This window comes from Chryseobacterium sp. PET-29, assembly GCF_025736815.1.
Lineage (GTDB): Bacteria > Bacteroidota > Bacteroidia > Flavobacteriales > Weeksellaceae > Chryseobacterium > Chryseobacterium nepalense.
In genome coordinates this window covers 1,266,627-1,292,264 of the sequence record NZ_CP107053.1, presented here as the reverse complement: position 1 = coordinate 1,292,264, position 25,638 = coordinate 1,266,627, and the positions used below count along the sequence as shown (strand labels likewise).

Sequence of the window (25,638 nt, the reverse complement as noted above, 5' to 3'; positions counted from 1 at the left end):
CTCAAAGCCGGTGAGCAGGGGATTTCTACGCAAAAAAAAAATTAAAATAAATAAAAAATATGAACACTTTAACTGGTACGAAAGAGTTTTTTACGGGGATCGAAAAGATTAAGTTTGAAGGGAAAGAAAGCAGAAATCCAATGGCATTCCGCTACTACGATGCAGAAAAAGTAGTAATGGGAAAACCCATGAAAGACTGGACCCGTTTTGCAATGGCGTGGTGGCACACTCTGTGTGCAAACGGAAGCGATCCGTTCGGAGGGGCAACCATCCACCATCCGTGGGATATCGGAAATGATGCCGTAACAAGAGCAATGCACAAAATGGATGCAGGCTTTGAATTCATGTCTAAAATGGGATTCAGCTACTACTGTTTCCATGATATCGACCTTGTAGACCCGGCAAATAACTGGAAAGATTATGAGAAAAACCTTCAGACTGTGGTTGAGTACGCCAAACAAAAGCAGGCAGAAACCGGAATTAAACTTTTATGGGGAACCGCCAATGTTTTCACCCACGAAAGGTACATGAACGGAGCTTCTACCAACCCGAATTTTGATGTAGTAGCATGCGCGGGAACTCAGGTGAAAAACTCTATCGATGCAACCATTGCTTTAGGTGGAGAAAACTACGTATTCTGGGGCGGAAGAGAAGGATATATGAGCCTTCTAAACACAGACATGAAACGTGAAAAAGACCACCTTGCCCGTTTCCTTTCAATGTCCAGAGATTATGCGCGTCAGCAGGGTTTTAAAGGAACTTTCCTGATCGAACCTAAACCAATGGAACCTACAAAACACCAGTACGACTACGATTCTGAAACGGTAATCGGGTTTTTAAGACATTACGGACTTGACAAAGATTTTAAATTAAATATTGAAGTAAACCACGCAACCCTGGCAGGACACACTTTTGAACATGAGCTTCAGGTAGCGGTGGATGCCGGACTTTTAGGAAGCATTGACGCCAACAGAGGAGACTATCAGAACGGATGGGATACAGACCAATTCCCGGTAGATTATCTGGAAATGGTTCAGGCATGGCTAGTGCTTCTTCCGGCAGGCGGACTGGGAACCGGAGGGGTAAACTTTGATGCAAAAATCAGAAGAAATTCTATTGATCCGGAAGACTTATTCATCTCTCACATTTCAGGAATGGATGTTTTTGCAAAAGGACTTTTGGCCGCTGCTGATATTCTTGAAAACTCAGACTATAAAAAATTAAGAACAGACCGCTACGCTTCTTTTGACAACGGAAACGGAAAGGCATTCGAAGAAGGAAACCTTAAACTGGAAGATCTTCAGAGAATAGCACATGAAATAGGGGAACCTCAGCCAAAAAGCGGAAAACAGGAATTGTTTGAAGCTATCGTAAACATGTATATCTAATCTTAAAAAATGAAAAGGCTGCTAACACTAGGGATTTACCAGAACTATAATTATTAATAGCCTTTTATTCAACCCTAATATTTAAAAATAATAATTATGAACCGATTTTATTTAGCTAAAACCAATAAGGCGGCCCTGTTTTTTGCCATGGCCTTATTACCTTCCGGCTTCGCGTATGCCCAGGTTAAAAAAGATTCGGTAACAAAAGAGAGAAAGATAGATGAAGTTGTTGTTATTGGATATGGTACACAAAGAAAAGAAGCTGTCACGGGATCTGTGGCTACCGTAAAAGGAGATGTTCTTCGTGAAGTGCCTTCAGCAAACATTACACAGGCTTTACAGGGAAGAACTGCCGGGGTAGATATTTCCCAGACTTCTACAAAACCTGGAGCAGCCATGCAGATCCGGATCAGGGGAACAAGATCATTAACAGGGGACAACAACCCGCTTATCGTTCTCGATGGGATTCCGTTCGTGGGATCTTTGAGCGATATTAGCTCAAGTGACATTAAAAGTATAGACATCCTCAAAGATGCTTCTGCAACGGCAATTTATGGCTCAAGAGGTGCAAACGGAGTTATACTCGTAACAACAAACAGAGGATCAAAAGGACAAAAACCGAGATTTACGTACAACTCTTTTACCGGAGTTCAGACTCTGTTTTCAAAATACCCGATGATGGATGGGCCTAAATTTGCCCAGCTTCGTGCCTATGCCACACCTGCAGGAAACACAACGCCTTTGTATACCAATGGTGCAGACGAAAATAACAATAACAATACCGACTGGCAAAGTCTTTACTACAAACCGGCAATGATGACCAGCCACGATGTCGGTGTTTCAGGAGGTACGGAAGGAGGAAATTATAATGTAGGATTGTCTTACTTTAAACAAGATGCATTAATACCGCTTCAGAGCTACGAAAGATTCTCTTTGCGTACGGCAATAGATCAGCAGGTAGGAAAGTCCTTTAAATTCGGATTCACCACTAATACCAATTATTCGGTTTCAGAAGGAAACGGAGTAAATCCGGGAGCTGTTCTGGGATATTCACCGCTTGCGGATCCTTATAATGCAGACGGAACCTTCAAAAGAGTAATGAGTACTGCAGGAGGAATAGATCAGACCTGGATCTATACCCGTAAAACATTAGAAGGATTAAACGATAAATATGTAGATGAAACCAAATCTTTTGCCTCGTACAATAACCTTTACGGTGAGGTAAGTCTTCCTCTGAACGGGCTTAAATACAGATTGAATGTTGGATTAGACTTCCGTACAGCCAATAACGGAAACTACACGGGAGTTGGAGTATTCAATACCAATCCGCTCGGGCCGTCATCTGCAGGAAGAGGGAATAACCAGACCTATCACTGGGTAGTGGAAAACCTTTTAACTTACGACCGTACATTTGGCAAACATAAGGTAAACGCGGTAGGATTATATTCGGCAGAAGGAAACAGGTTTACAAGTTCCTACATGAGTGCAAAAAATGTACCTGCAGACTTTTTCCAGTATTATAATTTAGGACAGTCTCCTCAGGCGGACATTACCGTAAGACCGGAAGATCAAAGGTATGAGCAGACAGGTCTTCTTTCAGCGATGGGAAGAGTAATGTATACTTATGACAATAAATATATGTTGACCGCAACGCTTCGTGCAGACGGATCTTCAAGACTTGCTCCGGGAAATAAATGGCATACCTATCCGGCACTGTCTTTAGGATGGAACATTACGAATGAATCTTTCATGCAGAATATCAAGGCGCTGAATCTTTTCAAGCTAAGAGCAGGTTGGGGACAAACTTCCAATCAGGCAGTAGCTCCTTACTCAACATTAGGATCACTTACCGTAACGCCTTATAATTTCGGAGGTTCAAATGGTACAGGGGTTTACGTAAATCAGGCTCCCAACGCTGATCTCGGATGGGAATATTCTAAAACACAAAACTACGGTGCAGATTTCGGATTATTCAATAACCGTATTACCGGTAGTATAGAATATTACAGAACACATACTTATGATCTGTTATCTAATAAATCGCTGCCACCATCTTCAGGTCTTTCTTTTGTAACGAAAAATGTTGCGGAAACAGAAAATAAAGGATGGGAATTCTCTTTAAACGGAACAATTTTAGACAATCCGGACGGTTTCTCTTTGGATGCAGGAGTTAACTTTTATACCAACAGAAATAAGATTTTAGCACTTGCTTCAGGAATTGACAGAGATGTAAACAACCTTTGGTTTGTAGGCCATAATATTAACTCTCTGTATGATTATCAGTATATTGGTCTTTGGCAGGCAGGAGACCCATACCAGAATATTCTTGAGCCGGGAACGGCAGCAGATGTGGTGGGTTCTATTAAAGTGCTGTATACCGGAGGATATAATGCGGACGGAACTCCTGTACGTGCTATTGGCCCGGATGACAGGCAGATTTTTGATACGGCACCGAAATATCAGGGCGGATTTAATATTCGTCTGGCATATAAAAATTTCGAACTTAGTACCGTTGGGGCTTTCCAGCACGGCGGAATTTTAATCAGTACATTGTACGGATCTGCAAGTTACCTGAACAGGTTAACAGGTAGAGGAAACAACGTAGATGTAGATTATTGGACGGAAAATAATACAGAAGCATACTTCCCTCGTCCGGGACGCCATTTAAGTGGTGACAACCCGAAGTATTCTTCCACGTTAGCTATGTTTGATGCTTCTTATCTTAAGCTTCGTACTATTACTTTAGGATACAACATCGATAAAGATTTCTTAAAAGATCTGAAAATCACAAGTTTCAGAATCTATGTAACGGTTACCAATCCTTTAGTCCTGTTTTCACCATATCATAAGTTTTCAGGAATGGATCCGGAACCTAACTCTTTCGGAAATGAAAACCAGGCGGTTAGCGGATATCAGAGCCGTCAGCTTATTATCGGAACCAATAATCCGTCTACAAGAAATTATTTAATGGGTCTTAATTTAACTTTTTAAAACTGTACAGTCATGATAAATTTTAACAAAAAAATGATATTGGGAGCAATCTTTTTATCATTAACATTTACAGGATGTAACGAGATTCTTGACGAGCAGCCAAGGTCCGTCTATACTGTTGATTACTTAAGTACACCAGACGGTATCAACCAGAGTTTTACTTCTTTATACAGACAATTACGACTTTTATATGGTAACGGTTACTTTATGAGCAACTGTCAGAATGGTACCGATGAATCTACCTGGGCACAAAGTGCGGATGGTAATTTTAAAGAACTGGATATGTCAGGACAGGGGAATATCAATTCCAATACATTTCCTACAAGCATGGTTTGGGGTTCTGTTTTTCCATACATAAATACAGCCAACGGAATTATTGAAAAAGGGCCTGCTGCAGGTGTTGCAGAAGCCATGATTTCTGAAGCCAGGTTTTTCAGGGCGTTTGATTATTTTATGCTTGTTCAGACCTACGGAGGTGTTCCTTTGGATCTCGGTTCGGGAGAACTTAAATTTAATACAGCACCGGTAGCTACTTCCACAAGAAATACGGTACCGGAAGTTTACTCAAAAGTAATTTTCCCGGATCTCAAAAAGGCGGTAGACAATTTGCCAATTTCACCACGTGTAACGGGAGGTGTTACGAAAAATGCAGCTAGATTATTTTTGGCTAAGGCATATCTTACTTACGGTTGGTGGTTGCAGAACCCTAACAATATCCCTACCTATCCGGAAACACCCAGAACTGATCCGGACGGTCACAATGCACAATGGTATTTCCAGCAGGCTTATGACGTGGCAATGGCGGGAATTACCAATCCTGCACCGTACAGTTTACAGGCTACTTTTTATGATGTAAATGTAGGTTCCAATGATAGAAATAATGAATGCATGCTGTATGCAGACCATACTTCATCCAGCACATATTACAATGAAAGTGATCCTGTAGGATTCGGTTCAGGATGGGCTCCTGATAACTTTGCAGCCTGGATGCAGACCTGGAACTATACGGCCATCAAAAGCAGCAAAACAGCAGCGTGGGGCGCGAATGACGCTGTGAGTTCTATTCAGCGTGAAGCAGCTCAGTCACTGGGAAGACCTTGGGTTCGTATGTGTCCTACATTAGGTGTTATTAAAAATACTTTTGCCGATAAAACCCTTGATTCCCGTTACGATGGTACTTTTGTAACCACGTATAGAGGAAACTGGAATAAAAACGGAACAGGACTTACAACAGTACCGGTTCTATACAACGCAAACAGCCTTCCGGTACAGCCTGGAGGAGCTATTCTCAGCTTCCTGAACGACGATTCTCAAACTCCTACCTATCCTTCAGGGGCAGGACAAAGCGGAGTAGGAGCAGGAACACTGCCAGGAAGAGCAGACTGGGTAATTGCACCGAACGGTATCAGCAGAATTGTTTATCCTGGTCTTTGGAAAATCGGAACTTACCGTACGGATGATCCGAATGGCTTAGGTTATCCGAATGCAGGCCTTACCCGTCCGTTTAATGTTGCGAAATTCTCCGAATTTTACTTCATTGCAGCGGAAGCAGCCGTAAAAGGAGCTTCTGGAGCAATGAGCGCAAGAGATCTCATAAACGTTATCCGTGCAAGAGCAGGAAAATGGAAGTTCAATAATGCGCAGAATGTTTCTTATATCGCTGACAACAGCGCAGCTATGATCGCCGCAACGCCTTCAACAATCACTATTGATTATATCCTTGCAGAAAGATCCAGAGAATATTATGGAGAATTCTACAGATGGTATGATTTGGTACGTACCCAAAAATGGGAGCAGTATGCAGCCACTTACCAGATCGCAGGAGCTTCTTACGGAGACCATACGCCGCAGACGGTAACAAGAACAATAAAACCTTTCCATTATCTGAGACCGATTCCTCAGAATCAGCTGGATGCGATGGAAGTGTCTGCAGATGTAAAAGCAAAATACCAGAATCCTGGTTATTAATTGATTTTTATTCTTACATTCATATTAACAGCAAAGTAGGTGTTTACCAAAAAGCACCTGCTTTGTTTTAATAAAATTAAAATATAATATTATGGAAAAAACATGGCGTTGGTTTGGGAAGAATGATCAAATAAAGCTTGGCACACTCCGGCAAATCGGGGTAGAAGGAATTGTTTCTGCACTTCATGATATTCCGAACGGAGAAATCTGGAGTTTAGAGGCTGTTAATGATTACAAAAACTATATAGAAAGTCACGGTCTTCGCTGGTCTGTTGTGGAGAGCCTTCCGGTAAGTGAAGCAATAAAATACGGAGGTCAAGACCGGGATTTTTTAATAGATAATTATATCAAAAGTCTCGAAAATCTTGGAAAAGCAGGAATAACAACAGTATGCTATAACTTTATGCCAGTGCTCGACTGGGCAAGGACAGATCTATTCCACGAATGGGAAGACGGTTCATCATCATTATATTTTGATAAAGCTAAATTTGCTTATTTTGAAATTCATATTCTGAAAAGTAAAGACGCAGAAAACGATTATACACCGGAGATTCTTCAGAAAGTGGAAGAGCTGAAAAGCACGCTTACCGAAGAAGACAAAAACATTCTCATTGATTCGGTTATTGTAAAAACCCAGGGATTTGTTAATGGAAACATTAAAGAGGGTGATTTAAACCCTGTCGATAAGTTCAATAATTTACTGGCTTTGTATGATGGAATTGATAAAAACCAACTTCGCCAGAATCTTAAATACTTCCTTGAAAAAATAATGCCGGTTTGTAAAGAATGGAACATCCAGATGTGTGTACACCCCGATGATCCTCCGTTTGCGCTCTTAGGCTTGCCAAGAATCGTAACCAATGAAGAAGATATAGAGTGGTTTCTGAATGCCGTGGACAATCCTCACAACGGATTGACCTTTTGTGCAGGCTCTTTAAGTGCCAACCCGAATAATGATGTACCAAAGCTGGCTGAGAAGTTTGCCCGCCGGACAAAATTTGTTCACCTGAGAAGCACAAATGTTTTCGAAAACGGAGATTTCATAGAGGCACACCACCTTGGAGGAAGAGGTAAATTGATTGACGTAGTCCGCATATTTGAAAAGGAAAATCCTGAGTTGCCGATGAGAATTGACCACGGAAGACTTTTAACTGAAGATATCGGAAAAGGTTATAATCCCGGTTACTCTTTCTTAGGAAGAATGCTGGCTTTAGGACAGATTGAAGGCGTGATGGCGGCTGTACAAAATGAAATATCGAAGAAAAAATAGGATCCGAAGGATCCAATAATAGTAGCCACATATGAAACCTGTGGAAAATATATCAATCATCATTTATCATCAATTATAGTCATGAAAGATTTATTCAGCATTAAAGATAAAGTTGCCATCATTACAGGTGCTTCAGGCGTTTTGGGAGGAAGTCTTGCCAAAAGTTTCATAGAAGCAGGAGCAAAAATAGTAGCATTGGGCAGAAATCAGGAAAAACTGGATGCTCTTGTAAAAGAACTGACGCTATCAGGAGGTGAAGCATTTGCCGTAGAAGCAAACGTGTTGAACATTGAAAGTCTTGAAGCGGCCTCAGAAAAAATTAAGGAAAAATACGGAAGAATTGATATTCTGCTGAATATTGCCGGTGGAAACATTCCTTCCGCAACATTATCTCCGGAACAGTCATTTTTTGATATGAATATACAAGGCTGGGATGAGGTTACCGATCTCAATATCAACGGTACCGTTTACCCAAGCTATGTTTTCGGAAAAGCAATGGCAGAGCAGGGAAGCGGAAGCATCGTAAATATATCATCAATGGCAGCTTATTCTGCGATTACCCGAGTGGCAGGATATTCTGCGGCCAAATCCGCAATTACCAATTTTACCCAATGGCTGGCTTCAGATATAGCATTGAAATTCGGAGATAAAATCCGTGTGAATGCAGTAGCTCCCGGTTTTTTTATTGGTGACCAGAACCGGGCGATTTTGTTAAATCCGGACGGTTCTCTTACGGACAGAAGCAAAAAAGTAATTGCTAAAACGCCGATGCAGCGTTTTGGTGAAGTAGAAGAACTAAACGGGGCAATACAATTTCTCTGTTCAGATGCGGCAAGTTTTATTACCGGTGCATTATTGCCTGTTGATGGTGGTTTCAGCGCTTTCAGCGGGGTTTAAATTTGAGTTAATTTTCTTCATGTTAAAGTAACAGAACTACATGCAGGAAATGTATATCCTTTATAATATCAGATTATTAAAGTGATAAATAAAAACGAAACAGCTTAATATCAGTTTGCAGTTTGAAGTATTAAAAAAGTAAAAATGAAATCTAAACTTTGCAATATCGCAATCTGTCTTTTGATCAGTATATTTTCCTCTGCCCAAAAAGGAGGAAAATATAAGCTGTGGTACATCAAGCCCGCCCAGCAATGGGTTGAAGCTTTACCTATCGGCAACGGAAGAATTGCAGCAATGGTTTTCGGAGATCCTCACAAGGAAAAACTTCAGCTTAATGAAGCGACATTCTGGTCGGGAGGACCTTCCCGAAATGATAATCCGGACGGCCCTAAAGTCCTGGATTCTATTAGATATTATCTCTTCAAGGGAAATTATAAAAAAGCACAGATTCTTGCTGATAAAGGTCTGACGGCAAAAACACTTCACGGCTCAGCATTTCAGAATATCGGTGATTTCACACTTGATTTTCATAATCTTGATGACATTAAAGATTATTACAGGGAATTAGATATTGAGAAAGCACTTACGACGACAACTTTCATTTCCGGCGGAGTTCATTTTAAAAGAGAGGTATTTGCCTCAATTCCGGATAATATAATGGTGGTTAAACTCAGCGCTGACAAAAAAAATGCACTGAATTTCACAGCAAATTTCGACAGTGAGCTCAAAAAAAATACTCAGGCCGATGGTGTTACATTGCAGATGAACGGTTTATCATCAACTTTAGACGGTGTAGCAGGACAAGTGAAATTTAATGCCGTGGCAAAATTTATTACAAAAGGCGGAAATACTTCTATTTCAGGAAAATCTGTCTCGGTAAACAATGCAGATGAAGTTACCATTTTGATATCAATCGCAACAAACTTTACAGATTATAAAACGTTAAATACAGACGAAGTTCTGAAAAGCAGAAAATACATTTCGGAAGCAGAACATAAAAATTTTAAAACCTTATTTAAAAATCATTTAAAGACGTATCAAAACTACTTCAAAAGGGTTGATATTGATTTAGGAACTTCTGAAGCCGCAAAAAATCCTACTGATATTCGTGTTAAAAATTTTGCATCAGGTTACGATCCGGAACTTATCTCATTATACTATCAGTTCGGGCGTTACCTTTTAATTTCTTCATCACAGCCCGGCGGTCAGCCTGCCAATCTTCAGGGAATCTGGAACAATTCGAATAAACCGGCATGGGACAGCAAATACACCATCAATATCAATACGGAGATGAATTACTGGCCTGCCGAAAAAACCAATCTCTCTGAAATGCACGAACCTCTGATTCAGATGGTCAGAGATTTAAGCAATACAGGAAAAGAAACGGCGAAAGTAATGTACAACAGCCGAGGCTGGGTAGCTCATCACAATACCGATATCTGGAGAATAACAGGGGTTGTGGATTTTGCGAATGCCGGTATGTGGCCGATGGGCGGAGCTTGGCTTTCGCAGCATCTTTGGGAAAAATACTTATACAATGGTGATAAAAATTATTTAAAATCTGTTTATCCTGTACTTAAATCAGCTACAGAGTTTTATGAGGATTTTTTAATTGAAGAGCCTACGCACCAATGGCTCGTGGTAAGTCCGTCCATGTCTCCAGAGAACATTCCTCAAAGGCATCAGGGAAGTGCATTGGCAGCCGGAAATACCATGGACAATCAGCTAATGTTCGACCTATTTACAAAAACAAAAAAAGCAGCAGAAATTCTCAATGTGGATGCTGGAAAAGTTCAGGTCTGGAATTCTGTTATTTCAAAATTACCACCCATGAAAATCGGAAGATATGGACAGCTGCAGGAGTGGATGGAAGATCTGGATAACCCTGAAGATAATCACAGGCACGTTTCCCATTTATACGGATTGTTTCCTTCCAACCAAGTTAATCCGTTTACTGCTCCTGAACTAACGGATGCTTCGAGAACGGTTTTAATTCATCGTGGCGACATTTCCACAGGCTGGTCAATGGGCTGGAAAGTAAATCTCTGGGCAAAACTTTTGGATGGAAATCATGCAAATAAACTGATCAAAGACCAGCTTACCTTGGTCGAAAAAGATGGCTGGGGGAAAAAAGGAGGAACCTATCCGAATCTTTTTGATGCGCATCCGCCGTTCCAGATCGACGGAAATTTCGGCTGCACTTCAGGAATTACGGAAATGTTGCTGCAGACACAGAATGGCTTTATCGACGTGCTGCCTGCACTGCCTGATGAGTGGAAAAACGGAAAAATTTCCGGTTTAAAAACATACGGAGGTTTTGAAATAAGTATTATATGGGAAAATAATAAGGTAAAAGAGGTAATGATAAAGTCAGGACTTGGCGGGAATTGCAGAATAAGAATTCCGAATGAAATGCAGCTTTCAGGAAGCTCAAAACTTAAAAAAGCACAAGGTAAGAATCCGAATGCATTTTTCGAAATTCCTGAAATCAAAGCACCTTTAATTTCGGCAGATGCAAAATTAAATCCTTTTGAAATTAAAGCATCGTTGATATATGATTTCCAAACAGAGCCGGGAAAAACATACATCTTAAAAATAAAGTCCTGAAAGGACGACCTAATCAGAATAGGATGAAATCCTATTAAACAATGAAAAACAAACCCGAAGGGTTCAACAAAAATAGCCACAGGTGAAACCTGTGGAATAATGACAAAATAATAAAGAACCCGAAGGGTTCAACACTTAAAACAGAAATTAAGAAATTTATATATGAAAAAGAGACCCATGAATCCAAATTTTTTAAAGAACAGGACTAATATTCTGGCAGCAGCGGCCCTGCTTTCCATAAGCAATATTTCCGCACAGACATTCTCCAATTTCAATTACCGTGGAAACGATAAAATATACAATGATAATCCTTTACAGTCAGATGAATTTTATTCACCGATTCTTCAGGGCTGTTATCCGGATCCGAGCATCACTAAAAAAGGTGAAGATTATTATCTGGTGAATTCTTCCTTTTCAATGTTCCCGGGAGTTCCGATTTTTACGTCCAAAGATTTGGTAAACTGGAAACAGGTAGGGCACGTTCTGGACAGACCTTCTCAGTTGAAAGTTGAAAAAGGAGGAGTCTCGCAGGGAATTTACGCACCGGATATCAAATACAACAAATACAACGATACATTTTATATGATTACGACCCAGATTGCTGGTGGAGTAGGAAATATGGTCGTAAAAACGAAAGATCCCGCAAAAGGTTGGAGCGAAGTTCAGAAGCTTAATTTCGACGGAATCGATCCTGCGATTTTCTTTGATGAAGACGGAAAAGCCTATATCGTTCATAATGATGCGCCGCCAAAAGGAACCGAACAATACAACGGACACCGCGTGATCAAAATCTGGGATTACGATCTGGAAAAAGACCAGGTGGTACCGGGTACAGATAAAATTATAGTAAACGGTGGTGTTGACCTTACCCAAAAACCAATTTGGATTGAAGGTCCGCATCTTTACAAATATAAAGGAAAATACTACCTGATGTGTGCAGAAGGAGGAACCGGTGGCAATCACAGCGAGGTAATCTTTATGGCCGATTCTCCGAAAGGCCCTTTTATTCCTGCAAAAAATAACCCTATTCTTACACAGCGCTATTTTCCGAAAGACCGAAAAGAGAAAGTAGATTGGGCTGGTCATGCCGACTTGGTGGAAGGCCCGAACGGACAATGGTACGGGTTTTTTCTGGCCATTCGTCCGAATGTAAACAACCGTGTGAACAAAGGCCGCGAAACATTCATTCTTCCGGTTGACTGGAGCGGGACGTATCCTGTTTTCCAAAACGGATTGGTTCCCATGAAACCAACGTTGAAACTGCCTCAGGGTGCGCAAAATCAAACCGGGAAAAATGGCTTTTTCCCGAACGGAAATTTTACATATTCGGATAAATTAACCGATAAAAATCTGGATTTCCGATGGATCGCTATGAGAGGACCGCGTGAAAATTTTATCACAATAACAAAAAACGGAGTAAAGGTGAATCCTTTTCAAACCAATATCAAAGCATTAGCACCGGTTTCGGCTTTATTCCACAGATTGCAGCATGAGGATTTTGAAACATCTGTCAGTTTGGATTTTAAACCTAAATCTGAAAAAGAACTTGCCGGAATCACCTGCTATCAGAGCGAAAGATTCAATTATGTTTTCGGAATTACGAAGAAAGATAAAGATTTTTATATGGTCTTGGAAAGAACTGAAAAAGGGGAATCTAAATTGATAGCAAGCGAAAAAATTTCCTGGTCGAAAGCTTTTACACTAAAAGTAACCGGTGAAAAAGATATGCTCGGTTTCAGTTATTCTGCGGATGGTAAAAATTTTAAAAGTCTTGGAGAACCGGTTTCGGGAGATATTCTTTCTACAGATGTTGCGGGTGGCTTTACAGGAAGTTTAATAGGATTATACAGTACCTCTTCAAATGATATTGTTCCGAATTAATTAAATACTGATTCTAAATCTTCAGGATTTCAAAACCTTGAATGCTGTAAAATAACCATATCACCATGAATATCAAAAAATCATTTTATATAGTTTCTTTTTTGGGATTTATCGGGCTGAATCATCTTTCAGCCCAGATAAACCCTTTTCAGAAATCCGTTACAAAATTTACCAATCCCATTATTTGGGCTGATGCTCCGGATTTGTCCATCACCAGAAACGGTGATGATTTTTATCTCATTAGCACTACCATGCATCTCATGCCGGGAGCACCGGTGATGCATTCCAAAGATCTCGTACACTGGGAAATGTCTGGCTATGTTTTCAATACATTAAATGACAATTCGAAATATGATTTATTAAACGGAACAGTCTATGGACGCGGACAATGGGCCTCTTCCATCCGTTATCACAAAGGAAAGTATTACGTACTGTTTTCTCCCAATGACGAGCCGTTCAAATCTTATTTTTACATAACGGAAAATCCCGAAAAAGACAGTTGGAAATTAATCACCAGAACAAAACACTTTCATGATGCGTCCTTGTTTTTTGAAGATGATGACCGCGTGTATGTTTTTACGTCCAATAAAGTTTTTGAGCTCAGTCCTGATTTTAAAAATGTTATCGGAGATCAGAACGGAACGGAGATTTTTCAGAAAGATGCTGAAGAAACCGGACTTCTGGAAGGCAACCAGATCATCAAAAGAGATGGAAAATATTATTTGATGATGATTTCCTGGCCGCGAAATGCAAAACGCCGACAGGTCGTTTACAGAGCTGATAAAATAACGGGACCCTACGAAAAAAAAGTAATTCTTGAAGATAATTTTCTGGGGTTTTCTTACGCAGGGCAAGGTGCTTTGATCGACGATAAAAATGGAAACTGGTATTCCTTAATTTTCCAGGATCGAAACGGAGTGGGGCGTGTGCCCATTTTGCTTCCTGTAAAGTGGCAAAACGACTGGCCGGTGTTGGGAGATAACGGAAAAGTTCCTTTGCATGGAGAAATTCCGCTTCCACCTTTTAAACCTAAAAACCACCTGATCGAAAGCGACGATTTTTCCGGAAAGAAAATGAAAATCCAGTGGCAATGGAATCATAATCCGGTAAATGAAGCCTGGTCTCTATCTGAAAGAAAAGGATTTTTAAGACTGAAAACAAGCAGGGTTGTAGATAATCTGTTTGCCGCTCCCAATACTTTAACTCAAAGAATGGAAGGCCCGAAATCGAGCGGAATTATTTCCCTGGATGTTAAAGGGATGAAAGAAGGTGATGTAGCCGGTTTCAGTGCTTTCAACGGAGATTCCGGAATTTTATCTGTTGTGAAAGAAGGCAGCAAAAAATTCATCGTTTTTACTTCTGCTTCGGTAAGTTTGGACAATAAAACAAAAGCCATTACCGATGTGAAAGTGCAGGAAACAAAACGTATTCCGCTAAATTCGGACAAAGTTTTCTTGAAGATTGATGCCGATTTTAATTTAGGTAAAGACACAGCCGATTTCTATTACAGCACGGATCAGAAAAACTGGACGGAAATGGCAAAAGACTACAAAATGATTTTCGATTACAGAAGGTTCTTTATGGGGTCCAAATTTGCCGTGTTCAACTATGCAACAAAAACTTCAGGAGGATTTGTAGATGTAGACTTTTTTGAATTTAAACGAAAAGATTAAATCAATCTTAATAAAATTTTTTATCCAAACTAATAAGTGTATAAAATACAAATAAAAATATGAAAAATTCAATTGTATTTGCAATCGCATTTTCACTCACAGGAATTTTTGCATCAGCCCAGAATTTTGAAAAGCAGGCTCCTGTCGGTTTTGACCAGATAAAACAAAATATTCCCCATGGAAAAATTGACAGCATTCAGTATCCTTCCAAAACGGTAGGAACGGTAAGAAAAGCGTTGATTTATACACCGCCGGGTTTTAATAAAAATAAAAAATATCCTGTTCTGTATTTGCTGCACGGAATCGGAGGCGACGAAAAAGAATGGTATAAAAACGGAACGCCCCAAATCATTCTTGACAATCTTTATTCCGAAGGGAAATTAACACCCATGATCGTTGTTTTGCCTAATGGCAGAGCCATGAAAGACGATCGTGCAACGGGAAATATCATGGCAAAAGATAAGGTGGAAGCATTCGCAACTTTTGAAAAAGATTTGTTGAATGATCTTATTCCTTTTGTTGAAAAGAAATTTCCGGTAAAAAAAGACCGTGAAAACAGAGCCATTGCCGGACTTTCCATGGGAGGCGGACAAACCCTGAATTTCGGACTGGGAAATATTGATAAATTTGCCTGGGTAGGTGGTTTTTCATCTGCTCCTAATACAAAAGAACCTCAGGTTTTACTTCCGGATTCTCAAAAAGCAAAAGAATTAAAACTGATCTGGATCTCCTGCGGCGATGCCGACGGATTGATGCCGTTTAGCAAAAGAACCAGCGATTATCTCAGACAAAACAAAATTCCACACATATTCTACATTGAACCGGGCGGACATGATTTTAAAGTCTGGAAAAATGATTTGTACATATTTTCACAGCTCATTTTTAAACCCGTAGATCAGAGTGCATTTCCCAATTTTACCGTATTGGGAATTCCTGCTGAATCTAACATAAGGAATGCCCAGTTTCCACAGATTTTACCCAACGGAAAGGCTATTTTCAGGGTGAAAGCGCCGGAAGCACAGAAAGTGCAGATTGATCTCGGAAAAAAATATGATCTTACAAAAGACCAGGACGGTATCTGGAAAGCCACAACAGATTCTTTAAGTGAAGGTTTTCATTATTATTCCTTAGTAATTGATAACGTTGCTGTTGCCGATCCTTCCAGCAAAACATTTTACGGAATGGGAAGATATGCCAGCGGTATAGAAGTGCCTTTTGCGGATGATGGATACTACGCAATGAAAGATGTTCCGCATGGAGAGATCAGAATTCAAAGTTTTTTCTCGAAAGTAACCAATTCATGGAGAAGAGTTTTCATTTACACGCCTCCCGGTTATGATAAAAATCAGAATGAAAAATATCCTGTTCTCTATATTTTGCACGGCGGCGGCGAAGACGAAAGCGGCTGGGCAATGCAGGGGAAAACGAATTTTATTCTGGACAATTTAATTGCTGAAGGTAAAGCAAAACCAATGATCATCGTAATGCCGGATGCCAATATCGGACCTGCCGGGTTCGGAAGTTTCGGAGCCAGGAATCTGCAGATGTTTGATAAAGAATTAAAGGAATCTGTTATTCCATTTACCGAATCTAATTTCAGGGTTAAAAAAGATGCAGCGAACAGAGCACTTGCCGGACTTTCAATGGGCGGAATTTACACATTACATACAGGCGTTCAGAATTCTGATATGTTTTCTTCATTGGGCGTTTTCAGTTCAGGATGGATTCTCCCGTCTCTTCAGGAAGTAGCTGATAGTGAATATAAGTTTATGAATGACAACAAAGAAAAAATCAATTCCAATATAAAAAACTTCTGGATCTCAATGGGCGGAAAAGAAGATATTGCCTATAAAAATTGTCAGGTTATGATGAAAAAACTGGATGAGTTAGGCATTAAGTATTCGTATTCCGAGTATCCCGGAGGCCACACCTGGCCGGTCTGGAGAAACAACCTGTACAATTTTGCTCAGCTGCTGTTTAAAGATTCTGAATAGTTTTTTAGCAGTTACACAGCCGGGAAAATCTAAAAGAGACAATATATTTTTTATTATGATGATAAAAAAATGAAAGCTTAAAATTTAATTACAATCCAAATCACAAAATGAATTTCAATACCATCAGAAATAAAGCGTTTATCGTAACGATTGTATTACTTTCGGGAAATTTCAATGCACAGTCTTACAGAAAAACAGACTCAGGCATCAACGTTACTGTAAAAAATGCAACTGTTGAATTAAAATGGTATGGTGAAAATACGGTAAGAATCATTAAGTATCCATCTGGAAAAACATTCATAAAAAATAGTCTTTCCGTCATTCAAAAAGAACAGAAAACCAAATTTTCGGTTTCGGAAGGCAAGAACAATATTTTAGTAAAAACAAAAGATCTTCAGCTTTCTATAAACAATACAACAGGAGAAATAACCTATCAGCTGCCATCAGGAGAAGAGCTTCTTAAAGAATCGGGAAGCGCATTCAAACCTTTTGACGATGCCGGAAATCAGACTCTTTCTGTTTCACAGTCTTTTCAGCTTGAAAAAAATGAACCTGTTTATGGCTTGGGAATTTTACAAAACGGAAAAATGTCCCAACGGAATACAGACGTGAAAATGATTCAGAATAACACCTGGGATTTTGTGCCGTTTTTTCAGTCTGTAAAAGGGTATGGTATTTTTTGGGACAATGCATCTCCCACGCAGTTTACCGATACACCGGAGAAAACATCGTTCTCTTCGGAAGTAGGAGACGGGATAGATTATTATTTTATCTACGGAAAAAATGCCGACGGAGTGATTGCAGGAATGCGCAGCCTCACAGGAAATGTGCCGATGCTTCCTTTATGGACCTACGGCTACTGGCAAAGCAAAGAGCGGTATAAAAGTCAGGAGGAACTGGTAGAGGTGATAAAAAAATACCGCGATTTAAAAGTTCCTTTAGATGGAATCATCCAGGACTGGCAATATTGGGGGAATAATTATCAGTGGAACGCGATGGATTTCATCAGCCCCGATTTTCCCGATGCCAAAAAATTGATACAGGATATTCACGATATGAATGCACATCTCTCCGTTTCTATTTGGTCTTCTTTCGGACCAATGACCAATCAGTACCGTGAAATGGATAAAAAAAGGATGCTTTTCAATTTCAAAACCTGGCCGGAATCAGGAAGAGACACTTGGCCTCCGGATCTGAACTATCCTTCAGGTGTCCGTGTTTACGATGCTTACAACCCTGAAGCCCGGGAAATTTACTGGAAATTTTTAAATAAAGGGTTGTTCAGCCTTGGAGTAGACAGCTGGTGGATGGATTCTACGGAACCGGACCATCTTAGCCAGAGCCCCGAAGATTTAAATACCAAAACATATCTCGGTTCTTTCCGCAAAGTGAGAAATGCCTATCCTTTGATGACAGTAGGCGGAGTTTACGATCACCAGCGCGAAACCACAAGTGATAAAAGAGTTTTTATTCTCACAAGATCGGCTTTTGCCGGCCAGCAAAGATATGCTGCCAATACTTGGTCCGGCGATATCAATTCTTCCTGGGAATCGTTGAGAAACCAGGTTCCTGCAGGACTGAATTTCAGTCTGACAGGCAATCCGAATTTTAATTCAGATATTGGTGGGTTTTTCGGCGGGGTTTATAAAAGAAACGGAGGCCCTCAAAACAAAATGTTTCAGGAACTGTACGTTCGGTGGTTGCAGTATGGAACTTTCACACCCATGATGCGTTCACACGGAACTGATGTGCCGAGAGAAATTTATCAGTTTGGCCAGAAAGGCGATCCGGCTTATGATGCAATAGAGAAATTCATCAGGTTGCGTTACAGTATATTGCCCTATATCTATTCTGTTTCTTGGGACGTTTCTAAAAAAAATTCAAGTTTTCTGCGTGCTCTTTCAATGGATTTTTCGGCAGACAAAAAAAACTGGGATATCAATAACGAATATCTTTTCGGAAAGTCATTTTTAGTTGCTCCGATTCTGAATGCACAGTATACTCCTGAAAAAATAGTAAAAACCGATGAAAATGAAGGCTGGAATAAAACTGATGCCAACAAAAAAGAAAATTCACTTTCCAATGTAGATTTCTCACAAAATAAAACGGTGAAAGTCTATCTTCCGGCAGGCGCAGATTGGTTTGATTTCTGGACGAATGAAAAACACAACGGAGGTCATGAAATTCAGAAAACGCTTAATCTTCAGGTCATTCCTTTATATGTAAAAGCGGGAAGCATCATTCCGTTTGGTCCCGATGTACAATATGCGACTGAGAAAAAATGGGACAATCTTACCATTAAAGTTTATCCTGGAGCTAACTCGGATTTCATCTTATACGAAGATGAATTTGATAATTACAATTATGAAAAAGGAAAGTATACAGAAATTCCCTTTCACTGGAATGATAAAGCTGAAATACTTACGATTTGTGCCCGGAAAGGCGGATATCAGGGAATAATTGCGAAAAGGACTTTTCATATAATTCTACCGGATGGGCGGGAGAAAAAAGTCAGTTATTCCGGCAAGAGCGTAAGTGTAAAATTTAAATAATCTTAAAATAATAACGATGAAATATTTAGCTCTAATAACAATTTTAGGATTTTTTCAGATGTCATTCGCCCAGAATCCCATTATCCAAACCAAATTCACTGCAGATCCTGCACCGATGGTCTACAAAGACACGGTTTTTCTGTATACGAGTCATGATGAAGATGATGCTTTCGGATTTAAAATGAAAAACTGGCTGCTTTATACTTCCACGGATATGGTCAACTGGACAGACCACGGCGTTGTGGCTTCCCTTAAAGATTTCAAATGGACCGATCCGGAAAACGGAGCATGGGCGCCGCAGGTAATCGAAAGAAACGGGAAATTTTATATGTACTGCCCGATGCCCGGACAAAGAGGAATTGGAGTTCTGGTCGCTGATAGTCCGTACGGTCCTTTCAAAGATCCGATTGGAAAACCTTTGGTTAAAAATTCAAGCGACGATATAGACCCTACGGTCCTGATTGATGATGACGGGCAAGCTTACCTGTATTGGGGAAATCCAAACCTTTGGTATGTGAAGCTGAACGAAGATATGATTTCGGTAAATGGCAATATTGTAAAAGATCCATCTGTGGCCAAGATCAAAGGCTCTCCTGACCCTTTTCATTATCAGGAAGGACCCTGGGCGTGGAAAAGAAACGGGAAATATTATATGGCCTATGCATCTACCTGCTGTCCCGAAGGAATCGGTTATGCGATGGGAAAATCGGCAACAGGACCTTGGGAATTTAAAGGAATGATTATGGACAGCGACAAACGTTCCAACGGAAATCATCCGGGAATCATTGATTATAAAGGTAAATCTTACGTTTTCGGATTCAATTACAATATAGGAAAACAGACAATGAGCAAACATTACGAGAGACGTTCTGTCTGCGTAAGTGAAATGAAATACAATGCTGATGGTACCATTCAGAAGCTTCCGTTCTGGGATTCGGAAGGCGTGCAAAGAATTGCAACGCTTAATCCATATCAAAGAGTAGAAGCCGAAACCATCGCTTTTAGCGAAGGCCTTAAAACCGAGAAAATGACCGAATGGGAAAGAAATAATCCTTATGATACTGGTAAAAAAATCACCGATCGTATCGTTGTATCGTCGGTCAACAATGGAGATTATATCAAAGTCCAGGGCGTAGATTTTTCTAAAGGAACCCATTCTATAGAAGTGTCTGTAGCAGCATTGTACGGCGGAAAAATAGAAATTCGTACCGATGCGATCGACGGACCTCTTTTGGGAACGGTGACAGTAACCGGAAAAGCTGAAGGTGATATTTTCAAAACCATAAAGACGCCGGTTAAGAATATGAAAGGCATTCATAATGTATATTTTGTTTTCAGAGGAGACAGAGACCTTTTCTATTTCGACTGGTGGAAGTTTAATGAAATCTAATCTAAAATAATGTTGAAGAATACAATACTCCTTACAGCAGTAACCTTTTTATTGTCGGTCAATATTTACAAATCTCAGTCAGTAGTCTGGCTGGATAAGCTCGATCTCAGCGTTGCTACACAGGGAAACGGAAAACCGGGCATCAATACTTCGGTGGACGGAAAAAAATTGACGATTGCCGGAGAGACATTCGACAGGGGTTTCGGCACTCACGCCGAAAGTTCTTTATTGATAAAATTGAATGGTAAAGCCCACAAGTTTTCAGCATTAGTGGGATTAGATGATGAAATGAAAGGCCATGATCCTGCCGTGGAATTTGAAATTTACGGAGACAACAAAAAGCTTTGGTCCAGCGGAATCATGCATTTGGGCGATAAGGCAAAACCCGTTTCGGTATCATTAAAAGGAATAAAGCAGCTCGAACTTGTAGTAACGGATGGCGGAAACGGTCCTTATTACGATCACGCAAACTGGGTCAATGCAAAATTCGAAACCAACGGAATTGCTACTTTGGAAACATTCAATCCGATTGCTTCAGAACCATATATTTTAACTCCAAAACCTCCAGCAACGCCCCGTATCAACTCAGCAGGTGTTTATGGTGTTCGTCCCGGTTCGCCTTTCCTTTTCAGAATTGCAGCAACAGGGGACCGGCCGATGATTTTCTCTGCAAAAAAGCTTCCCGAAGGATTAAAGCTGGATCCCGAAACGGGAATCATTACCGGAAAAATAGATTCGAAAGGAACGTATGAAGTAGAATTATCTGCAAAAAATGCAAAAGGTTCAGCCTCAAAAAAATTAAGAATAGAAGCAGGGGACAGAATTGCACTTACCCCAACGATGGGCTGGAACAGCTGGAACTGTTTCGGACACGAAGTTTCTGCCGACAAAGTGAAACGTGCTGCCGATGCTTTGGTTAAAACAGGATTGGTAAACCACGGCTGGAATTACATCAATATCGATGATTCGTGGCAATTTAACAGAGACGGAAAAGACCCTTTGTTTCAAGGAAAGATGCGCGATGAAAACGGTTATATTTTAGCCAACTCCAAATTTCCGGATATGAAAAATCTGGGCGATTATATTCACGGAAACGGACTGAAAATGGGAATTTATTCTTCTCCCGGACCATGGACGTGCGGAGGATGTGCAGGGAGCTATGGCTACGAAAAGCAGGATGCCGAAAGCTATGCAAAATGGGGTGTCGATTACCTGAAATACGACTGGTGCAGCTACGGCGGTGTCATTGACGGATTACCGGATAATGATGCCGATAAAGTTCCTTCTCTTGCTTTTCAGGGCGGCGGTGATCCTGAGAAAGGCGTAAGACCTTTCCTGCTGATGGGAAACATGTTGAAACAGCAGCCTAGAGATATCGTATACAATCTTTGCCAATACGGAATGGGTGATGTCTGGAAATGGGGTAATGAAGTTCATGCTCAGTCATGGCGTACTACCAACGATATAACGGACACCTGGGCAAGCGTGAAAAATATCGCATTGGCTCAGGAGAAAGCTGCTTCTTACGCAAAACCCGGTAACTGGAACGATCCCGATATGCTGGTGGTGGGTGTAGTGGGTTGGGGTAATCCGCACCAGAGCCGTTTAAAACCGGATGAACAATACCTCCACATCAGCCTTTGGAGTATTTTTTCGGCACCATTGCTGATTGGCTGTGATCTCGAAAAACTGGATGATTTTACCTTAAACCTTCTGACAAACGATGAGGTGATTGCCGTTAATCAGGATGCTTTGGGAAAACAAGGTGTTTGCTTACATACCATCGGCGAACTCAGAATTTATGTAAAAGAACTGGAAGACGGAGGAAAGGCTGTCGCTTTCGCCAATTTCGGAAGGGAAAAAGTAAAGTTGCCATATAAAGATTTCAAAAAATTAGGAATTTCAGGAACTCAGACTGTAAGAGATCTCTGGAGACAGAAAAAGATCGCAGACATCAATACGGATAAAGAAAGCCTTTCATTGGATATTCCCGCGCACGGCGTTGCGTACTATAAATTTATTCCAACAAAATAATAATAACTATGATTCATCGAAATTTAAAATATATTACATTACCTTTTCTGTTGGCAACCACTGCTATTTTTGCTCAGAATCCGGTTGTTCAGACGCATTTTACACCCGATCCGGCACCAATGGTGTATAAAAACAAACTATATGTGTACACGGGAGACGATCAGCCTGGATTTGATTTTTATACGATGACCAAATGGCGGGTTCATTCAACTGATGACATGGTAAACTGGACGGATCATGGTGTTCCCATTTCTTTAGAATCCTTCAGCTGGGCGAGGGACAGAGCCTGGGCAGCACAATGCATCGAACGAAATGGTAAATTTTACTGGTATATCTGTGCTCAAACTGTTGATAATAATATGGCGATTGGTGTTGCTGTTTCGGATAGTCCTGTCGGTCCTTTTGAGGATGCAATCGGAAAACCATTGATTTCAACCGGAACATGGGATAATATCGATCCTACCGTTTTTATTGATGATGACGGACAGGCTTATCTCTATTGGGGAAACAGCAAATTATTTTATGCTAAACTAAATAAGGATATGATTTCTTATGCCGGGAAAATTACGGAAATTCCACAATCGGCGGAATCTTTCGGCGGATTGAGACGTCCCGGAAGAAGTGATGAGGTTTTACAAAAACAGGAAAAGTTTGATGATGTTTATGTAGAAGGTCCGTGGCTGTACAAAAGAAACAATCAATATTATATGATGTATGCAGGTATGACCGGAAAAACGGAGTGTTTATCATATGCAACCAGCGAATCACCAACCGGGCCATGGAAATATCAGGGGAAAATTATGACCGATCAGCCCACAAACAGCTTTACCAATCACGGCGGAATTATCGATTTTAAAGGGAAATCCTACTTGTTTTACCATACCGGACTTTTACCAAACGGCGGAAGTTACGGACGCTCTACTGCTGTTGAAGAATTTAAATACAATGCCGATGGAAGTATTCCAAAAATAAAAATGACTAGGGAAGGAGTAACCCCTGTCGGAACATTAGATCCTTACAAAAGAAATGAGGCGGAAACCATGGCCTGGTCGGAAAAATGCAGCACTTCAGAAAATAAAAAAACCGGAGTTTTTGTTTCCGATACCAGAGTGGGCGGATTTATAAAAGTCCGTGCAGTGGATTTCGGAACTGGCGCTACAGAATTTTCAGCTTCAGTAGCTGCAGGCGTGGACGGCGGAATTTTAGAAGTCCATCTTGATGAGGTAAAAGGACCAAAGATAGCGTCAATTGATATTCCAAGAACCGGTGGCTGGGAAGACTTTAAAACAATATCATCAAAAATTTCAGAAAAGGTTTCCGGTGTTCACGATGTCTATTTTGTATTTCAGGGGAAAAATATTACGGCAGGAAGAAAGCTATTTAATTTCGATTATTGGAGCTTTAAGAAAAAATAGAGCGCTACCACAAAGTATCAATGACGAATATGAAATTTTCAAACATAAAAAATCTTGTGATCTGAAATATGCGCAAAGTTGGAACTAAAACCTAATGTGTTCATGTGCAAAAAACTTTGTGGATAGACTTTGTAAAATTTTAGATAGATATAAAAGATAAGTTCATTCTTAAATGATGTCTGAACAACAGCTACAAATAAAAATATGAAAAATACGATACAATCTATATTGGGTTTGTTTTTAATGATTTCAGGAGCAGTTTCTGCCCAGAATCCTATCATACAGACCAACTACACCGCAGATCCGGCTCCTATGGTTTACAATAGAAGGCTCTATGTTTATACCACGCATGATGAAGACGATTCAACATGGTTTACCATGAATGACTGGAAAGTTTATTCCACCAATGATATGGTAAACTGGACCGACCACGGAACCATTCTTTCATATAACGATTTTGAATGGGCAAAACGAGATGCATGGGCTGCTCAGTGCGTGGAAAGGAACGGCAAATTTTTTATGTATGTTCCCATGTGGTCTAAAACCAACAATAAAGGAGCGATTGGTGTTGCCGTTGGCGACAGTCCGTTCGGGCCGTTTCACGATCCGTTGGGAAAACCGCTGGTGCAGAGCGAATGGGGTGATATTGATCCCACCGTTTTCGTTGATGATGACGGTCAAGCCTATATGTATTGGGGAAATCCGAAACTGAAATATGTTAAATTAAATGAAGATATGATTTCCTACTCAGGAAATATTATTGAAGTACCCATGACCGAAGAATCATTCGGAAAAAGAGACGGAAAACCCAATCCCGAAAGACCCTCAAAATATGAGGAAGGGCCTTGGCTGTATAAAAAGAAAAATTTATATTACCTTTTCTGGCCGGGTGGTCCGCTTCCCGAATTCATAGGATATTCTACCAGCAAAAATCCGCAGGGACCATGGAAATACGGTGGAGTTATTATGCCTGCCGAAGGAAAATCATTTACCAACCATCCCGGAGTCATAGATTTTAAAGGAAAAACATATTTCTTCTATCATAATGGTGCTTTGCCGGGCGGGAGCGGATTTACACGTTCTGTCAGCGTTCAGGAACTGGAATTCAACAAAGATGGTTCTATTTCACCATTTACAATGACTAATGGAATTACCAAAGCCACCGCAACAGTAAATCCTTACAGCTTTAATCAGGCGGAAACCATCGCATGGTCGGAAAATGTAAAGTCGTATCAGAACAAAGAAGCCGATGTTTTTATTAAAGCCAAAAAAAGCGGTGCTTACACCAGTGTGAAAAATGTGGATTTTGGAAAAAATGATGCCAAAGTATTTTCCGCAAGAGTAGGAACCACACACAACAGCGAGGTAACGATGGATGTTCATCTGGACAGTGTTACCGGACCGGTAGTAGCCACAATAAAAGTTCCCTTGACCGGCGGGGATGACCGTTGGGAAACCGTGAAAACAGAATTAAAAGAAAAAATGACCGGTATTCACGATGTATATTTTGTATTTAACGGAAAAGCAGCAAAGGATGTCATGTTTTTCGATTACTGGACTTTTCTTGAAAATAAATGA

At 40.4% G+C, this 25,638-nt stretch carries 14 protein-coding genes; all 14 read left to right on the top strand.

Going from position 1 to position 25,638, the window contains the following annotated elements; genetic code table 11:
- Window positions 1–59: 59 nt before the first annotated feature.
- The 14 genes from xylA to ODE14_RS05580 all read left to right on the top strand — a co-directional run bounded on the left by xylA (window position 60) and on the right by ODE14_RS05580 (window position 25,638).
- On the top strand, window positions 60–1,388 hold the full coding sequence (xylA, locus tag ODE14_RS05645; protein WP_263603295.1) for a xylose isomerase: 1,329 nt from the start codon (window positions 60–62) through the stop codon (window positions 1,386–1,388).
- Between the two features lie 96 nt (window positions 1,389–1,484).
- Window positions 1,485–4,379, top strand: a complete 2,895-nt coding sequence (locus ODE14_RS05640) for a SusC/RagA family TonB-linked outer membrane protein (protein ID WP_248392941.1) — start codon at window positions 1,485–1,487, stop codon at window positions 4,377–4,379.
- Window positions 4,380–4,391: 12 nt separating this feature from the next.
- On the top strand, window positions 4,392–6,347 hold the full coding sequence (locus tag ODE14_RS05635; protein ID WP_263603294.1) for a RagB/SusD family nutrient uptake outer membrane protein: 1,956 nt from the start codon (window positions 4,392–4,394) through the stop codon (window positions 6,345–6,347).
- A gap of 91 nt (window positions 6,348–6,438) precedes the next feature.
- The gene (gene uxuA, locus ODE14_RS05630) at window positions 6,439–7,617 is read left to right on the top strand and encodes a mannonate dehydratase (RefSeq protein ID WP_263603293.1); all 1,179 of its coding nucleotides are present in this window, start codon (window positions 6,439–6,441) and stop codon (window positions 7,615–7,617) included.
- 81 nt (window positions 7,618–7,698) lie between these two features.
- Window positions 7,699–8,514, top strand: coding sequence for an SDR family oxidoreductase (locus tag ODE14_RS05625; protein ID WP_263603292.1), 816 nt, complete (start codon window positions 7,699–7,701; stop codon window positions 8,512–8,514).
- Between the two features lie 144 nt (window positions 8,515–8,658).
- The gene (locus ODE14_RS05620; protein ID WP_263603291.1) at window positions 8,659–11,121 is read left to right on the top strand and encodes a glycoside hydrolase family 95 protein; all 2,463 of its coding nucleotides are present in this window, start codon (window positions 8,659–8,661) and stop codon (window positions 11,119–11,121) included.
- A gap of 177 nt (window positions 11,122–11,298) precedes the next feature.
- Window positions 11,299–13,002 carry a glycoside hydrolase family 43 protein gene (locus ODE14_RS05615; RefSeq protein WP_412059348.1) on the top strand — a complete coding sequence of 568 codons (1,704 nt, stop codon included), beginning with the start codon at window positions 11,299–11,301 and terminating at the stop codon, window positions 13,000–13,002.
- A gap of 65 nt (window positions 13,003–13,067) precedes the next feature.
- Window positions 13,068–14,675 (top strand): glycoside hydrolase 43 family protein, encoded by a 1,608-nt coding sequence (locus tag ODE14_RS05610; RefSeq protein WP_263603289.1) that lies wholly within the window; start codon window positions 13,068–13,070, stop codon window positions 14,673–14,675.
- Window positions 14,676–14,734: 59 nt separating this feature from the next.
- A complete protein-coding gene (locus ODE14_RS05605) occupies window positions 14,735–16,669 on the top strand; it encodes an alpha/beta hydrolase-fold protein (RefSeq protein ID WP_263603288.1) in 1,935 nt (644 codons plus the stop codon).
- A gap of 107 nt (window positions 16,670–16,776) precedes the next feature.
- The gene (locus tag ODE14_RS05600; RefSeq protein ID WP_263603287.1) at window positions 16,777–19,221 is read left to right on the top strand and encodes a TIM-barrel domain-containing protein; all 2,445 of its coding nucleotides are present in this window, start codon (window positions 16,777–16,779) and stop codon (window positions 19,219–19,221) included.
- A 16-nt stretch (window positions 19,222–19,237) separates the two neighbouring features.
- Window positions 19,238–20,611: a glycoside hydrolase family 43 protein gene (locus ODE14_RS05595; protein WP_263603286.1), complete on the top strand. Its 1,374-nt coding sequence runs from the start codon at window positions 19,238–19,240 to the stop codon at window positions 20,609–20,611.
- 9 nt (window positions 20,612–20,620) lie between these two features.
- Complete coding sequence (locus ODE14_RS05590) at window positions 20,621–22,645, top strand: NPCBM/NEW2 domain-containing protein (RefSeq protein WP_263603285.1); 2,025 nt, start codon at window positions 20,621–20,623, stop codon at window positions 22,643–22,645.
- Window positions 22,646–22,653: 8 nt separating this feature from the next.
- Complete coding sequence (locus ODE14_RS05585) at window positions 22,654–24,060, top strand: glycoside hydrolase family 43 protein (RefSeq protein ID WP_263603284.1); 1,407 nt, start codon at window positions 22,654–22,656, stop codon at window positions 24,058–24,060.
- 204 nt (window positions 24,061–24,264) lie between these two features.
- Window positions 24,265–25,638: a glycoside hydrolase family 43 protein gene (locus ODE14_RS05580; protein WP_263603283.1), complete on the top strand. Its 1,374-nt coding sequence runs from the start codon at window positions 24,265–24,267 to the stop codon at window positions 25,636–25,638.